At 50.6% G+C, this 15952-nt stretch carries 16 protein-coding genes and 1 pseudogene; 8 read left to right on the top strand and 9 right to left on the bottom strand.

What is annotated here, in order from left to right:
* Positions 1–68 precede the first annotated feature (68 nt).
* A pseudogene (locus ACSBPU_RS08815) lies at positions 69–374 on the bottom strand (replication initiation protein); the annotation flags it as partial.
* 379 nt (positions 375–753) lie between these two features.
* Between ACSBPU_RS08815 and ACSBPU_RS08810 the strand changes: the two are divergent.
* Entirely contained in the window at positions 754–1839 is a 1086-nt protein-coding gene (locus ACSBPU_RS08810) for a pilin (RefSeq protein WP_442597333.1), read from the top strand.
* A gap of 162 nt (positions 1840–2001) precedes the next feature.
* Here the strand turns inward: ACSBPU_RS08810 and ACSBPU_RS08805 are convergent, their stop codons facing one another.
* Both ACSBPU_RS08805 and mobC read right to left on the bottom strand, forming a co-directional pair.
* On the bottom strand, positions 2002–3246 hold the full coding sequence (locus ACSBPU_RS08805) for a relaxase/mobilization nuclease domain-containing protein (protein ID WP_442597331.1): 1245 nt from the start codon (positions 3244–3246) through the stop codon (positions 2002–2004).
* Positions 3236–3550, bottom strand: coding sequence for a plasmid mobilization relaxosome protein MobC (gene mobC, locus ACSBPU_RS08800; RefSeq protein ID WP_442597329.1), 315 nt, complete (start codon positions 3548–3550; stop codon positions 3236–3238). The genes ACSBPU_RS08805 and mobC overlap by 11 nt, the downstream gene beginning before the upstream one ends.
* 291 nt (positions 3551–3841) lie before the next feature.
* On the opposite strand from mobC, the gene ACSBPU_RS08795 reads away from it, so the two are divergent.
* Together ACSBPU_RS08795 and ACSBPU_RS08790 are read left to right on the top strand one after the other, a co-directional pair.
* Positions 3842–4480 carry a hypothetical protein gene (locus ACSBPU_RS08795; protein ID WP_442597327.1) on the top strand — a complete coding sequence of 213 codons (639 nt, stop codon included), beginning with the start codon at positions 3842–3844 and terminating at the stop codon, positions 4478–4480.
* A gap of 103 nt (positions 4481–4583) precedes the next feature.
* Entirely contained in the window at positions 4584–4877 is a 294-nt protein-coding gene (locus ACSBPU_RS08790) for a hypothetical protein (RefSeq protein ID WP_442597325.1), read from the top strand.
* A 217-nt stretch (positions 4878–5094) separates the two neighbouring features.
* Here the strand turns inward: ACSBPU_RS08790 and ACSBPU_RS08785 are convergent, their stop codons facing one another.
* The 5 genes from ACSBPU_RS08785 to ACSBPU_RS08765 all read right to left on the bottom strand — a co-directional run bounded on the left by ACSBPU_RS08785 (position 5095) and on the right by ACSBPU_RS08765 (position 7294).
* On the bottom strand, positions 5095–5394 hold the full coding sequence (locus tag ACSBPU_RS08785; RefSeq protein ID WP_442597323.1) for a CcdB family protein: 300 nt from the start codon (positions 5392–5394) through the stop codon (positions 5095–5097).
* Complete coding sequence (locus ACSBPU_RS08780) at positions 5394–5642, bottom strand: type II toxin-antitoxin system CcdA family antitoxin (protein ID WP_442597321.1); 249 nt, start codon at positions 5640–5642, stop codon at positions 5394–5396. The genes ACSBPU_RS08785 and ACSBPU_RS08780 overlap by 1 nt, the downstream gene beginning before the upstream one ends.
* Positions 5643–5731: 89 nt before the next feature.
* Positions 5732–5914 (bottom strand): AlpA family phage regulatory protein, encoded by a 183-nt coding sequence (locus ACSBPU_RS08775; RefSeq protein WP_442598281.1) that lies wholly within the window; start codon positions 5912–5914, stop codon positions 5732–5734.
* A gap of 99 nt (positions 5915–6013) precedes the next feature.
* Positions 6014–7078 carry an efflux transporter outer membrane subunit gene (locus tag ACSBPU_RS08770; protein WP_442598279.1) on the bottom strand — a complete coding sequence of 355 codons (1065 nt, stop codon included), beginning with the start codon at positions 7076–7078 and terminating at the stop codon, positions 6014–6016.
* 90 nt (positions 7079–7168) lie between these two features.
* Positions 7169–7294, bottom strand: a complete 126-nt coding sequence (locus tag ACSBPU_RS08765) for a hypothetical protein (RefSeq protein WP_442597320.1) — start codon at positions 7292–7294, stop codon at positions 7169–7171.
* Positions 7295–7631: 337 nt separating this feature from the next.
* Here ACSBPU_RS08765 and ACSBPU_RS08760 point away from each other — a divergent pair, with 337 nt between their 5' ends.
* The 5 genes from ACSBPU_RS08760 (at position 7632) to ACSBPU_RS08740 (ending at position 13397) form a co-directional block, all read left to right on the top strand.
* Positions 7632–8615: a DUF1852 domain-containing protein gene (locus ACSBPU_RS08760; protein ID WP_442597318.1), complete on the top strand. Its 984-nt coding sequence runs from the start codon at positions 7632–7634 to the stop codon at positions 8613–8615.
* Positions 8616–8642: 27 nt separating this feature from the next.
* On the top strand, positions 8643–9671 hold the full coding sequence (locus ACSBPU_RS08755) for a methionine synthase (protein WP_442597316.1): 1029 nt from the start codon (positions 8643–8645) through the stop codon (positions 9669–9671).
* A gap of 545 nt (positions 9672–10216) precedes the next feature.
* Positions 10217–11725: an IS5 family transposase gene (locus ACSBPU_RS08750; protein ID WP_442593432.1), complete on the top strand. Its 1509-nt coding sequence runs from the start codon at positions 10217–10219 to the stop codon at positions 11723–11725.
* Positions 11726–11769: 44 nt separating this feature from the next.
* Positions 11770–11931, top strand: coding sequence for a DM9 repeat-containing protein (locus ACSBPU_RS08745; RefSeq protein ID WP_442598277.1), 162 nt, complete (start codon positions 11770–11772; stop codon positions 11929–11931).
* A gap of 98 nt (positions 11932–12029) precedes the next feature.
* The gene (locus tag ACSBPU_RS08740) at positions 12030–13397 is read left to right on the top strand and encodes an MFS transporter (protein WP_442597314.1); all 1368 of its coding nucleotides are present in this window, start codon (positions 12030–12032) and stop codon (positions 13395–13397) included.
* 13 nt (positions 13398–13410) lie between these two features.
* On the opposite strand, the gene ACSBPU_RS08735 is transcribed toward ACSBPU_RS08740, so the two are convergent.
* Complete coding sequence (locus ACSBPU_RS08735; protein WP_442597312.1) at positions 13411–15846, bottom strand: DUF3772 domain-containing protein; 2436 nt, start codon at positions 15844–15846, stop codon at positions 13411–13413.
* Positions 15847–15952 lie beyond the last annotated feature (106 nt).

Below are 15952 nucleotides of genomic sequence, written 5' to 3'. Positions count from 1 at the left end.
CCGACTACATAGGCTGGATCTGCACCAGGTAGTGACCTGGTAAGGCTACAATCCACGTTCTCATAGAATTGTTGTGGTTTCCTTCTTCCACCTTCTGTGTAAATTACTGGTGCTCTCAATTGCCACAAATAATGGCAATGGCTGTTCTTTGGATTTACGACAATGAAGGTTGGTGGTGGTAGTCCGTGCTTTTCCCATAAAAAAGCACTCTCTGGCTTATCTACGTCAATGGCAATGTACTTCTTGTATAGCTGATTGTGTTCAATGTAGGGGAAAGATAAGGCTTTATCTTTCTTCCTGTGCTTTGTTCCATTTTCAAAGCTATCTGTGCATCTTACTTTTTCTGGTAGGCTTTCTATAAACTGCTCAATCATAAAATCTCCAATTTCTAATTATTTTTATTAGATTGAAGATTTTTGATTTACCAGACTATTGACATTTACATTAATTTCATTAATAATAGTATCACTTTCTGGTTAAAGGCTTGCCAATCTTCAACCGTTTTACTAAAAGACTCAATTTTGCGATTGGGTCTTTTTTCTTTTCTGTTTTATTTATAATTGATTTTCAGAAATTGTCAAACCTTATTGACAAGTGATTTATTTTCAATAAGATTTAATTGTTGTCCTTGTTATTGTTGCAGTAAAAAGAAACCCGATCTTGTATCGGGTTTTTTTGATAAACGGAAAGAATATTGACAATGGTAAATTTTCAAATATTCTATAAGTACAACAATAACAAAGGAAAACCAAAATGAAAATAAATAACAAAGGTTTCACACTCATAGAACTAATGGTGACAGTGGTTATTATTGGCATACTGGGCGCCGTTGCTGTTCCAGCATATCAAGATTACACCATTCGTTCACAGGTCACTGAAGGACTTTCATTAGCTTCTGGTGCTAAAGTTCAAGTCGCAGAATATTATTCTAATCACGGTGAATTTCCTGAAAGCAATGAGGATCTTGGATTTAATGGCGCTACAGGTAGCTTGATCAGCACAACAGAAATTCACGAGGAAGGTGAGATAAGAACAATTTTTGGGCCTAATGCTCACTCCGATGCACAAGGTAGGTTTTTATCTCTCTTTCCCTGGCCCACTGAAAGTGAGAACTTAAAATGGGATTGTGAAGGCACATTGGAAGAAAAATATATGCCTACAGGGTGCCAACAACAGCAACCACCAACATTAAGTAAAGAGACTCAAACTGTGAGTTGTGGTTCAACTCAAATGGGAGAAATTACACAAGAAAGAGATGTGATGACTCCCACGCGTGGAACTCCTTCTTATGGTGAATGGGCTAATACATCTAATACTTGTTATACACCACCTGCTGTTGTGACTTATGAAGAAAGAAATGTAGGATGTTCTTCTACACAAATGGGAACCAGAATACAACAAAGATCTATTACGACTTATTATGGAGTTGAAAACCCAACTATAGGAGGTTGGACTGATAAAACTAATACTTGTTATACACCAAGTCCTACGATAACAAAAGAAACGAGAATATTAAATTGCTCCTCAAATCAAATAGGCTCAATTACAGAAGAACGAACAGTTACAAAGTATTATGGTGTTACCAATCCTACTTATGGAACTTGGGCTGTCAAAACTAATACTTGCGTAGCAGAAGTAACATGGACTGCTTATAGAGAAATAACTGGGACAAAAGCTGGATTTTGGTGCAACCCTAATAATGGAGAGCCTTATGCACAGAAAACCTATAAATTCAGATATGTTTGGTCTGATGGCAAAGTTACTTATAGTTCAGAGCTATCAGGTTGTGATTTTTCCTCAAAATTTAGCATTCCAATTTATCCCAATTACGTGAATTAATATACACAAGTTTAATTTTAAACAAAAAATAATGGATCTTAATAAACAATTTAATTAGATTCAAACTGACATATATTTTCAACAAACCGAATCAAATAAGGAAGCCAGCGATAAGCTGGTTTTCTTATTTGGTTTGGAATGGGATTATTAAGGGTTCGGCCCTTAATGTAGTTTGGGTGTTGTTGCTTGATAGCTTCTGTCTAACCTTAATTTATTCTCTGCATTTTCTCTTTCTAATAATGCTTTAGCAATGGCAACAGCTTTTTGTGCTTTTGCTGTTTCTGTTGGTGTTCTGGCATTAGCTAAATCTGATAAAGCATCACTCAATCTTTCTTGTGCTGAACTTCTCATTACAGGGTAATTCCTACCTTTGCTTGGTATTCTGGCATTTTCTTTTATTTCAGCCCACTTCTTGGGATCAACGGCGGGTATGTTATTGAACGAAAACTTGAGAACACTAGATGCAGGGCTGTTATCTACCTTCACTGTGGGGGCTGGACGGTAACCAAATGAATCATCATTGACCTGATAGCGTTTTGAATTAAAAGAAACACGCTTTGATAGTTCCTCGTTATATGTTTTCAGAGTTGATTCTCTACAATACGTTTTACTTTTGTTTTTTTCTTTGAATAGATCGATGATGTTTTGATAGTCTTTCCCATTGTTATGAGCATAGATCCCACCTCGGAACCTCATATTTCTACCATTGTCATTCTTAATGCTTATATAGTCATCACCAATTCTGGAAAGAGTGTGCCCACTACTTTTTAGAATGTCTATTAGTTCCTCTCTGTTTTTTACTTCACCACTTTTAACCATCTCTCTCATCGCTTTATCAAGCTCGAATTTTGTTTTTAGGTTTTCAAAGCCGTGCTTACCTGCTCTGATTGCTTTTCTTTCTGCTCCTGTGTATTTGGTTTTTAGAATGGTTTTTTCTTCTACTTGTTCAAATCCATATTCTTCATTTTTCAGCGCAACAAAACTATTAGCCAATTTTTCGTGACCAGGTGGAAATGGGTTGAAGTGCTTGTGCTTACCATTTTCCATTATGGCAACACGGTTGATCACAAAGTGAATTTCTAAATTACCTTTATCGTAATGCTCTACAAAAAAGGAGTTCACTTTTTCTTTCATTTCTGAACCGATGAAAGTATCCTCAAAATCGTCTAATAATTTTTCTTTTTGTTCTGGGGTTAATGTTTCATTGTCCCTAAAAGCAATGACACCAGACACGATTTGATGAGCATACTTTTTCGTTAAACCATCGAGGTCTTTTGTGTATTGGGCATCACCTCTTAAAATCTCCGGTTTAACTTCACGCAAATTACCTTTGTGATCTTTCTTTGAAAGAAAATAATTTACTGCTGATGTTGCACCTCCCTTGGTAGAAAAGATTCTAATTATCATAGCTATTCCTCAATGTTTTTAGAATGGCTTGCTGATTGGTTTTTATCTCTTGAATTTCTTTCAGGATTTGCTCATCGACTTTCCTGTTTGTGTTAGATCGCTTTGCTATTTGATTAATATTCGTTCCCTGCTTTTTTAGTTCTGCTGAAATTGCATAGTAGAGATTTATATAGGGGTAGTCTTTATCAATTGCCATTCTAAAAACATCACTGGCATTTAAGCCAAGTTCATTTTTTAGTTTGGTTAATTTATTGTCTTGTTCCTCTGAAACCCAGAGATGTTTTTTCTTATTATGATTTCTCATTTCTTCCTCTCTAATTATTATTTTTTAGAAGAAAGTAAGCGAGGTTTTCAGGGGGGTTGGGGCTCGCCCCATATGGGTTAAGGGCTTAGCCCTTACAAGGCTCCGTTATACCCCGAAGTGGGTATATAAGGAGTGACCTTGCTTAGATTCTTATTTTAATCATAATTGATAGATTTTGAATGTCAACAAACCTATAAGAGTAACGGGGTCTTCAATAATTAAAATCTGGCAAAAGTTGACATTGTTTTTCCATGCGTTATGTTTATTGTATGAACTACAAAGGGGTGATTTATGAACAATAAAACAATAAACAAAAGCACTGCACAAAGCACTACACAATCTACTACAAAAGGAACTACACATGCCCAATGGATGATCGAATTAAAAGCATCATTAGACAATCAAAGGAACAGTAAAAAAAGTGTGCTTGACATAAACTGCGTTTATATTCTTGCACTGAAAAAATTAGGTTTTACTTGGGACGGTGTTGCTAACGAGGTTAATAGAATATTGGATCTAAAAGGAGATCAAATTACTAATGGGCGTATGCTTAGTTTAGCGTCAAAGAAATGGCGTGAAGATGGTGAGATAGAGCAGAGGATTGATAAAATTGTACAAGAACTATTGAACACTGAACAAAAAAATGTAGATCCTAATGTGGTTAATAGCATTTCTCAAAGCGCAAACAATTTAGATCCTAATGTATCTAATGATAAAGAATATAAACCAATACAAGAACAAAAAAATGTTGTTCCTGACACATACAACAGCATAGAGGAATTTACTGCTGATGTTATGAAGTCACCTGATCAAAGATTTCACAATAAAGATAGAATTGCACAAGCGTTTAATTCTTCAAAAGGCAAACCAAAGAAAGAAATGCTTAACGCATTACGTGACATTGTTTTGAAGTCAATGGGAAATGTTTAATCTCGTCGTTGGTTATCCTTCGGGAGAGTAAAGGGGACGGTGCCCCTTACCCTAACGGGTTGGCGTTGCTGTGGTAGGATTTTTGGTTTTCCTGCGAGGCACTATGACACTCAACGAATTTCTTGAACACGGAACACACTTCATCAACTTTCCTGCTGAACAGCTTGAAGGGATGTTCAACCGTGAGGCCATTGAAGAACTACCAAACATTGAGCTTTACCAGAATGCAGCTTTTATGCTCTCACAACTGCTTGTAGGAAACGTTGGTGAGCCGTTGGAAGAGTTGCAGGGTATGGATCGTGCTGATCGTGTGCGTGTGCTCACAACCTGGCTGGATGTTCTTGATGAACCTTCCCATACTGAACACGTAGCACGGTTTATGCTGAACCTTGTTTGAAGATGCTTTTTGGTGGTGAACGTGGTACCTTGGTGTGTCAGTATTTTTTATCAATCCGACTCGCACCGAGGCTAAGGTGTTGATGGCAAAGAGATTTTATTTTTTTGGTGAAATCTCAGGGATGCGCCACCAAGGAATACAAGCTGCCCCGACACCGCAAGGTTCGGGGCAGTTTTTTTGCGATATCGAAACACACATGGCCTCCCGGTTTGACGAGTTAGAATCCATGAAACAAAAAGTCAATGGCACCCACAATATCGTCGTGCAACTGTCGGAGACTGCATACGGGGTTCTGTAGTTCGCTGACCGGAACTGCTGCGATGTATTGCGTAATCATCGCATGTAGCTCACCATCTATGTCGAAAACAGGATTAAGTGTCTTCGCCGGCTTGGGCCCTTCACTCAGGGGCACCAGGGGCACAACAGCCCTAGTATTTAGCGGCTGCAGAATGTCCGCCTGGACATCAAGAAGATACCCATGGCCTGACGGGTTCGCGTAAACGTCGTAGCGGCTCATCAGAACATCCGGTACTTTGCCAGTGGAAGGCCGTGTTTTTCGACAAAAGCGTTGGAGCTCTCAATGGCTTCCTTGTTCTCAGCAAGCCAGCGCTCGCTACGCGTGCGTGCGATGGCCTGGGCAACACCTGCTTCAGCGGCCTGCGAGATATTAATTTGCAAGGCCTTTGCCTCGGAGAGGAGGTCCTCGGGCAGTGACACATTCGTAGCACGCCTGGGCGCACTGCGGGGACGGTTGACGGTCAACATGACACTCTCACTGTTCAATAGCGCTGACATGCGCACCTTTCACAACACATTATATGTGCATACCAACCAAGCAAGGAGGGTATTTCTATCTAACGATTTCGTACTCCTCGTTCCTGTACCTCCTGAGGATTCCCTATCCGCTCGTTTAAGGCCGTCGGCGTCCAACCGCATGCGTGACCGCCCAAGTTGACTGGACGCGGAAAGCGCCCCTCTGCTATTCGCCGATAAATCGTCGCGCGACTGAGCGCCGTGATGCGGATCACGTCGACGATGCGATAGAACGCATGCGCTACAGGGAAAGCAGTGTGTGCCGCTCGCTTGGTGATTCCTTGCTCGTCGGTTCATGAAATTCACGATTGTTCCACGGCATGTCAGCCTCCCCCCAGGGCGCGGTACAAACCCACCGCCGCCAATAACCGCTCGGCCTGGCGCCGCACGGCGGCGTCCTGCGCGGCATAAAGGCTGTGCTGGGCATCGAGCAAAGTCAGCACGGTCTCGGCAGCTTCGCTATAACGGGCTTCAGCGAGCGCAAAAGCCCGATTCGCCTGCGCCAGCGCTTCTGCTTGCGCTTCCCATTGCGCCTGAGTACCGTTCACGGCGTCCAGCGACATCTGCACATTTGCAAACCTACTCAGGATGGATTGCCGGTAATGGGCGAGCAGTTCCCGGCGCTGTGCGAGTGCGAAGTCATGCCCCGCCGCCAGGCGTCCGGCGTTGAAGATGGGTGCCAGCAACCCGCCCGCCACGGAATAGACGGGATTGGCAAGCATGTGAGCAAATCGCCCATCCGCGCCACCCGCTGTGGCCATGAACATCAGGTTGGGAAACATGGCTGCGCGGGCCGCCGCCACATTTCCGTCAGCCGCTTGCAGCCGTGCTTCGGCGGATCGAATGTCGGGGCGCCGTGTAAGCAGATCGGAAGGCAGGCCCGGCGCCAAGTCGGGAATGCTCAATTGGGCCAGACTCACCGGCCCAGAGTCCGGGCCGCTTGCCTGCACATCCGCCTGCCCCATCCACAACGCGAGCAGCATTTCGGCTTGCGCCGCCTGCTGGCGCAAGGCGGCCAGATGCCCGCGCTGATTGGCCACCAGGGTTTCCTGCTGGGCCAGGACCAGTTGCGATTCCGAACCCGCCTCTACACGGGTACACACCCAGGCCGACAAGCGCTGGGCGCTGTCCAGATCAGACTGGGCGATGGCCGACCGCTGACGCAGGCTCTGCAAGGAGACCCATGCCGCCGCCGTCTCGGCGCTGACTGTCAGTGCGACGGTGCGGGCATCCAGTTCGCTGGCCAAGGCGGTGAACGTGGCCGATTCGCGCTCGGCCCGCAAGCGGTCCCAAAGATCGGCTTCGTAACTGGCGGTCAGTCCCAGTGCGAAGCGCGAACCGCTGGTTGGCGTCTGCCCACCCATACGCCCTTCGCGCGAGACGTCCAGCCCGGCGGTGACCTCGGGTCAGCGCGACGCCCTAACCATGCGCGCCAATGCCCAGGCTTGCTCCAGCCGCGCGGCGGAGGCGGCGATGTCCTAATTACCCGTCAATACCTGCTCGATTGCCGCCGTCAGCGCCTGGCTGCCGAATCGCGTCCACCAGTGCGTGCCGCCGTCCTCATTCAGTACAGCGGCGGTGCTATTGGCTGTGTCGTGTGGCATCTGATGCCATTGCGCAGGCGAAACAGGTAGCGCTCCCGTGTGGCGCCATCTTTCGCCAAGCGTTGTTGTCGGGCATGCTTGAGCTGCGCCAGCTTGTGCTACCGTCAATCCACTCTCGAGCCAGGTGCGCGCGGGCAACCTCGCCATGGGCAGGCCATCAATCATGAGCACAACTAATCGTTCAATGAAATCAAATCATTTTTAATCAATCATCGACGCGGTATAAAATTTTTGATTAACTCTGAAAATATGAATATTGCTGACCAAGACAGCCAGAAAAACAGGGAAACCTAAAGAAGTTTCGGCTTTATCGTAGAAGGCAGGGCAACAGATCACCATGAATAAAGATTTCACATTTGCCGTCAAGAGCATCTGTTTTGATGAGAATTATCAGCCTTCTGAAAATACGCGCGTCACTACCAACTTTGCCAATTTGGCCAGAGGAAAGAATCGCCAAGAGAACTTGCGTGCAGCCCTAACCATGATCGACAACCGTTTTAATGCCCTGGCACATTGGGACAACCCTAAAGGCGATCGTTATGCTATAGAACTTAAAATCATCTCCGTTGAGATGAATATTGATGTTGAAAGCGGCGGTAATGCCCTGCCCTTGATTGAAATATTGAAAACCAGCATTATTGATCGAAAAACGAATGAACGCATCGAGGGCATTGTAGGAAATAACTTTTCGTCTTATTTGCGAGATTATGATTTCAGCGTGCTGCTGCTGAACCATAATAAGGATCAAGCCGAATTTAGCATTCCGGAAAATTTCGGTGATTTGCATGGAAAGCTGTTTAATTGCTTCGTTAATTCAAACGCTTACAGAGACAACTTTAGTAAGCCGCCTGTCATATGCCTAAGTGTCTCGAGCAGCAAGACCTATCACCGGACTGAAAATCGGCACCCTATACTGGGTGTTGAATACCAGCAGGATGAATATTCTTTAACTGATGAATATTTCAAAAAAATGGGATTGCGGGCTCGCTATTTCATGCCTCCAAATAGTGTTGCGCCTTTGGCTTTTTATTTTTCCGGCGACTTGCTTAGTGATTACACTAATCTCGAGCTTATCAGTACCATCAGCACAATGGATACCTTTCAAAAAATTTACCGGCCTGAGATTTACAATGCGAATTCTGCGGCAGGCAAATCCTATCAGCCGAGCTTGAAGCACCAGGATTATTCATTAACTCGAATCGTATATGATCGAGAAGAGCGTAGCCAATTAGCCATCGAGCAGGGGAAATTTGCCGAGGAACACTTCATCAAACCATACCAGGCCATTCTTGAGCAGTGGTCTGCAAGCTACGCTGTTTGATTAACTCAAAACACAAGATCATCCATTATGAAAAAACTGTTACCTACTTCAACTGCCGGCAGCCTGCCTAAACCCTCTTGGCTTGCACAACCCGAGACGCTTTGGTCACCTTGGAAATTGCAAGATGAAGGGTTGGTTGAAGGAAAACAAGATGCTTTACGTTTGTCACTGCAAGAACAACAACAAGCAGGCATTGATATCGTCAGTGATGGTGAACAAACGCGTCAGCATTTTGTCACCACATTTATTGAACACCTCGACGGAGTAGATTTTGAGAAACGTGAGACCGTCAGGATTCGTGATCGCTATGATGCAAGCGTGCCGACGGTCGTTGGTTCCGTCACTCGCCAAAAGCCTGTTTTTGTCGAAGATGCCAAGTTTTTACGCCAGCAAACCAAACAACCCATAAAATGGGCTCTTCCTGGTCCTATGACCATGATCGATACGCTTTACGATGCCCATTATAAAAGCCGTGAAAAGCTAGCTTGGGAATTCGCAAAAATTCTCAATCAGGAAGCCAAAGAATTGGAGGCTGCCGGTGTTGACATCATCCAGTTTGATGAGCCCGCATTCAATGTTTTCTTTGATGAAGTGAACGACTGGGGAATTGCCACTTTAGAAAAGGCAATTGAAGGCCTTAAGTGTGAAACTGCCGTGCATATTTGCTATGGCTATGGCATTAAAGCCAACATAGATTGGAAAAACACTCTTGGGTCGGAATGGCGACAATATGAAGAAGCATTTCCCAAGCTGCAAAAATCAAATATCGACATAATCTCCCTGGAATGCCACAACTCTCGTGTTCCAATGGATCTCATCGAGCTCATTCGAGGTAAGAAAGTGATGGTAGGAGCCATTGATGTGGCAAACAATACCATCGAGACACCAGAAGAAGTAGCCAATACTTTACGAAAAGCACTCCAGTTTGTAGATGCCGACAAGCTCTATCCTTGCACCAACTGCGGCATGGCTCCTTTATCCCGCGCGGTAGCAAGAGGCAAGCTGACCGCTTTAAGTGCAGGTGCGGAAATCGTCCGAAAAGAACTCTCCATCTAGTCCTGAACTGGAAGTCGGAAGTGGCGAGCGGAGGATCGCCGAACGGCTTTCTGCGGACGGATATCCAGCACTAGGTCAACTTTTCGGAATTGGCCTAGTGCTTTTGGCGGCTCTTTCCCGTTAACGGGGCGGAGCCTCTGCCATGGATGGTGAAGAATCAGAATGGTGTTTGACCTTGCGCATCGCAGGTTCTGATCTTGTACATGTAACCAATAGCTGCTAATCTTGGCAAATCATCCCGAAAAGCAACATGAAATGGATCGAACATGAGACGGACCCTGGCAATACTGCTGTTTGGCTCGGCTTTAACCTTGCCGGCAGCGTCCCATGCGCACGATGGGGTCGAATGGCGGCCCTGGAAAGGCCGGTTGCCCGCAAACGCCGTTAGAGGCGGCGTAGATCAAAACGGCAGGGTTCCGTTGTACATAGTCGGCCTTGAATAATCCCCGCAACCCGCATAAACACTGATGATTGGGGCAATTTCCGATACCCGGAACTCCCGGCTTGTTGTCCAATAGAGGTTGTTTTCTGGGAGTTTGATTGCGATGTTTGCCTGCCCTGCCACCGATGACTTTTTCCGTGCCCGTATCGACCAAATGATCGACCTGCGCCATCCGCTGGCAGTGCTGGCCTCGCGCATGCCGTGGCAGGAGATTGAGGCGGCGGTGGCGCACCGGTTCTTGCGCAAGGCGCACGACGGCGTGGCCATGCCGGACCTGGATTTGTTTGGCGAGAAGGTGCAGCGCCAGGTGTCGCGCAGCCATGCCGGGCGCCCACGCGTGCCTCTGCGGATCATGATTTCGCTGCTGTATCTGAAGCATGCCTTCAACGAATCAGACGAAGGCGTGGTGGCCCGTTGGGCCGATACGCCGCGCTGGCAGTTCTTTTCGGGGCAGAGCTACTACGAGGATCGCCCGCCCTGTGACGCCACCACGCTGGTGAAGTTTCGCAAACTGCTGGGCGAGGACGGTGTAGAAGAGTTGCTGGCCCAGACCATCAATGTGGCCGTCGAGCTCAAGCTCATCAAGCCGCAGGAGCTCAGTCGAGTCATCGTGGACAGCACGGTGCAGGAGAAGGCCATCGCCCACCCGACGGACAGCCGGCTGCTGGAGATCGCACGGATCAAGCTGGTGGGAGCAGCCAAGGATGCCGGCATTGCGCTCAAGCAGACCTTTGCCAAGGAAGGCGAGCAACTGAGCCGCCAGGCCGGGCGCTTCGCTCATGCACGCCAGTTCAAGCGGATGCGCCGGGCGATCAAACGTCAGCGAACCATCGTCGGGCGGCTGGCCCGCGAGATCGACCGCAAAGCCAGTGCGATGGGGCAGGCCGTGCGCGAAGCACTGGACGAGGTGTTGGGCAAGGCCCAGCGTATTGGGGCTCAGAGTGCCCAGCGCACGACTGTCGACGGCCAGCCCAAGCTGTACGCCTGGCACGCCCCGGAGGTCAGCTGTATCAGCAAGGGCAAGGCGCGCCGGCCTTACGAGTTTGGCGTGAAGGTGGGCATTGCCAGCACCTTCAAAGGCAACCTGATTGTGGGGGCTCGGGCGTTTCATCGTAATCCGTATGATGGCCACACGCTGAGTTCCCAACTGGAGCAGGCCACCATTCTCATGCAGGACTGTGCCGCCGCGCCTGAAACGGTCTTTGTTGATCTGGGCTACCGGGGCGTCGATGCCGAGAATCCCGGCGTACGCGTGGTGCACCGGGGCAAGCCCAAGCGCTTGACGGCACAGGAAAGACGGCAGCTCAAGCGACGCCAGGCCATCGAGCCGATCATCGGACACCTGAAAGCGGATCACCGGATGGACCGCTGTCACTTGAAGGGCGAATACGGCGACCGGCTGCACGCGGTGCTGTGCGCGGCGGGCTACAACATCAAGTGGCTGCTGCGCATGATCGCCAAGAAGGGCGTGCCCTTCCTGAGGGCGCTTTTTTTGCGCCTCGTGAAAGGCACGATGCCACGCTGGTTCTGGCTGGCCTTGGCTGCGAGCCGGCCTGGTGACCGCTTGAATGACAGTCTCGGCGTTCGGAAGCTGTGGCTCTTGGCGGCATGAAACGCCCGAATGACCGTTGAAATGAATATTTCAGGACCGACTACATATGCCGAGCCCACTACATCAATGGGATTCATCCGGGCAAGCTTCTAAGCGGAAAATGCAACATCGGATGGGGCGGCCAGGAAGTCGTGCTTCACCACTTCGAGATCCTGGTCTCGACCGGCCGCTACTACCGCGAACGGGATCGCGAACGCTATCGATGACATCCGCCATCTAAGCCTATACAATTTATTGGCGCACGCTTTCACGGCGCAAGGTCTTGGCATAAGCAGTCTTGAGACCCTCTAATTTGAAAGGCGATATGGCAGACATCGACGCAGCCAACCCACCGTCCAACTTACGCCGCTCGGTTTCCAACACCATCAAAGGCTCTGCCGGAAATCTCGTCGAGTGGTACGACGTCTATGTCTACTCGGTTTTTGCCGCGTCGTTCGAGCACCATTTCTTCAGTCCGGACAACAAGAACGCCGACGTCTATATCTGGGCCATTTTTGCCCTTACCTTCCTGATGCGACCCGTTGGTTCCTGGTATTTTGGCCGTTATGCCGACCGCAAGGGACGCCGCGCAGCGCTGGCGCTATCGGTGACCATCATGTCGCTGTGTTCGTTCGTGATTGCCTTCACGCCCTCGCGCCTTTCCATTGGCGAGTGGGCAGCTGTAATCCTGATCCTGTGCCGACTGCTTCAAGGCTTTGCCACCGGCGGCGAGTACGGCACGTCGGCCACCTATTTAAGCGAAGCCGCCGTTCCCAAGCATCGCGGCTTTCTCGCATCGTTTCATTACGTCACGCTGGTGGGCGGACACGTGCTGGCGCAGGCTCTGTTTCTGGCCCTCATGCTGTCCACTTCGAAAGACGCTATTGGCGATTGGGGCTGGCGCCTTGCATTCGCCATCGGCGGCGTCGGCGCCCTCGTCGTCTTATGGATGCGCCGCACCATGGACGAATCCATGAGCCAGGACGCCATCGAGTCAGCCAAGAAAACCAAAGACTCGGGATCCATGGTTGAACTGCTGCGCCATTACTGGAAAGAGCTTGCTGCCTGCTTTCTCGTGACCATGGGCGGAACGGTTGCCTTCTACGCCTATTCCATCAATGGCCCCAACATCATCAAAGCAACCTTCGCGCAAAGCGATCCGGTCACTGGATCCGTCATTTCACTTGTCGCACTGACCATCCTGATGGTGCTGCAGCCCATCGGGGGCTTTATTTCAGACCGCATCGGACGACGCACGCTTCTGGTGTTCTTTGGGGTGGGCGGCACGCTGTTCACCTGGGTGATCTTCACGGTCCTTCCGCATACCACCAACGCGATGCTCTCGTTTGGCATCCTCACCCTCGGCTTCATAATCCTGACGGGTTATACGTCAATCAATGCCGTGGTCAAGGCGGAACTCTTCCCGACTCACGTACGTGCGCTGGGCGTAGGGTTCGGCTACGCAATAGCCAACTCGGCCTTTGGCGGCACCGCGCCGGTGTTTTATTCGGCAGCACTGCATAGCGGTCAGGTGCCATTGTTCATCACCTACGTCACCGTTCTGATCTTCGGCTCCCTGCTGGTCTATTTGTTCCTGCTGAGCAACCGCGGGGTCAACTGGCTGGACCATCCGGAAGAAATGCGCCGCCGCAAGGACAGCCCGAGTCATCGCGTATTTCCGATGGGCGTGTGATTTGTAATGTAGGCTATCCTGCCCGCATATCGGGCGGCGCCGGCGCCGCGGCGCCCGTCGGAACGGACGCCGCAGGCTCCGCCGGCGGCAATGAATGCAGTTTGATGTCGCGCTTACGTAAAGCGCCCAGTATCTCGAACATCAGCTCGCTGCGCACCTTGCCGGCATGGCGGGGCGAGATCACATAACAAGTGGCTGAAAACGTCAGCGCCGCTTCGCTGAAGGCCTCCAGCGTGACGGACGGCGCCGGGTCGCCCAGCACGGCCGGCTGCCCGCGTATGGCGTCCATCATGATCTCGCGCACCGCCTGGGCATTGACATCCAGCGGCATGTTGAACTTGAGCGTGACCACGCCCAAGGGATTGGCCATCGTCACGTTGCGAACTTTCTTGGTGATGAACTCCGAGTTGGGAACAATCATCGTCGAACGGTCGAACATTTCGATTTCCGTGGCGCGGGCGCTGATTTTCCGCACGTTGCCCTCTACCCCATCAAGGCTTACCCAATCGCCCACCTTGATGGGCCGCTCCGCCACCAGTATCACGCCGGATACGAAGTTCTGCACCACCGCCTGCAGGCCGAAACCGATACCCACGGACAAGGCGCTGACGATCCAGGCCATGCGTTCCAGGCCTATGCCTAGCGACGAGACGGCTATCATGATGACGGCGAAGTAGCCCAGGTAGCCCAGCAGATTCGCCGCGGAAGTGCGCATGCTTTCGTCCAGCCGCGTAACGGGCAGGAACTGATCCGATATCCAGGACCTCATCACTCTTACCGAATAGGCACCGACCAGCAGAACGACGAGGGTCACCGCGATCGAAGCGGGTCTTATCTGCGCTTCGCCGATCTGAAAGCCCACCAGAAGGAAGCCCAGGCGGCGTCGCAGCCAATCTCCCGGATCCTCTCCAAAGGGCAAAAGTACGAGCGCGATGGCGAACAGAATCAGCATCAACCGCAGCGCGCCGGACACCAGCACCAGCACCTGGCAACGGGTGCGCGCTTGTTGCGCCGCCAGTAAATCAGCAGCCTGCTCCTGCTCGACCCTGGCGACGAGGCTGTCGAACACATCGGTCACCAGCACCACCAACAGGTAAGCGGTGCTGACGACCAAAGTCAGCCAGATGATTTCCTGGGCGACCAGACTGCTCAGTGCAATGAAGCCCAGCAGGAAAGCGGCCAGGCTCGCAGAGACGACGACAACCAGCACGGATGGTATCGCCCTCGCCCATGCGGCCATGGAAGATCCCATCGACGGTTCATCCACCTGCGCCGATTGCCCTTGCTTGTGCTGACTGCTGGAGCGCAGGCTCAGTGCCGTAAAGCCGATCAGGATATTGAGCACCACCGTCATGATGCCGTTGACAAGCAGCGTTGTGCTCAGCGTGGCGTTGATCAGGTCCAGCGCGCGCTGGGCCGACCACGCCAGCACGATCGTGACGGCAAACACCAGGGGCACCCATGCGAGTCTCCTGGCCAGTCCATCGGATAGCGCAGGCAGACGCCAGCTGGGGCGGGCGGGTGAAAGAAGCACCATACCCAGTCCGGCTACGAATCCCGCAACGTAAACCAGGGCGGCGCTCTGTTCCAGGAAACTGTTCAGGGCCTGATCCAGTCCCCCGTTCCATCGCATGACAAACAGCATGATGGTGGCGAGCAAGCCCGGCACGACGGTGTAGAGCACAACCGTCAAGAAGGCGAAGATGGAGCGGCGCAGGCGCGCCGGCTTCGTATGCCTGACAGTGAAGGCGCCCAGGCCTCGCCTTCCCGTTTCACCAACGATCAGCAGCAGCAATGCCATGCCCAAAGCAAGGGACCAGACATGGGTCGGCACGGCTTTAAGGTTGGCGCCCAACTGTTTCAGCAAGCCATTCAGGCGGCGCATGTCGCGCGGCGCATCACGCGCGACATCACGCCAGAAGCTCGGCACCAACAGCGATTGCGATCGCGTGCCCAACTCGGCCTGGAAGCGGGCACGTCGCAATAGGGAAATCTGGTCCTGGCCTTGCCTGGCATCCACTCCCATGAGCTTGGCGAGCTTGATCTGGGAGTCAAGCAAAGCCTGCCGCTTCTTCAATTGGGCGCGCTGCTGCGCAATGTCGGCCGGCTCCTCAGCTTCGCCGGTGGGCACCCCGAGCTCTTTCAATCGCGCCTCGACACTGGCCAACTCGGGCTCGAGCTTGACCACGATGTCGTCGGCCACGGATTGCGCTTCCTGCAAGGTGTCGCGAATTGCAACCAGGCCCGTGTCATCGATGTCTTGCGGCTTCTGCTTCAGCCTTTCCTGGATGTTGGTGACCGAGGACTGCGTCTTGTCCAGTATTGCGCCGACGTCCTGTGCCGGAGCGGACTGCGCATAGGCTTGCGATGCCGTACCGCCCGAACCGAGCAATAACGCCAGGTATAAAAGAACCATGGCAAAGATAGGAAGACGAGACAGACGCGCCATGCAGGTTCGACTCGTGGAAGTGACGAAGCCGTTACGACAGCAAGTAGCTTGCCAGGCTAAAGACCAAGGCATCCCCCCGCATTTCACCCAGCCGTTTCGTACTTGA

The sequence above is a fragment of the Parapusillimonas sp. JC17 genome (assembly GCF_052180245.1).
Classification (GTDB): Bacteria; Pseudomonadota; Gammaproteobacteria; order Burkholderiales; family Burkholderiaceae_B; genus Parapusillimonas.
This window is presented reverse-complemented; position numbering and strand designations above follow the sequence as displayed.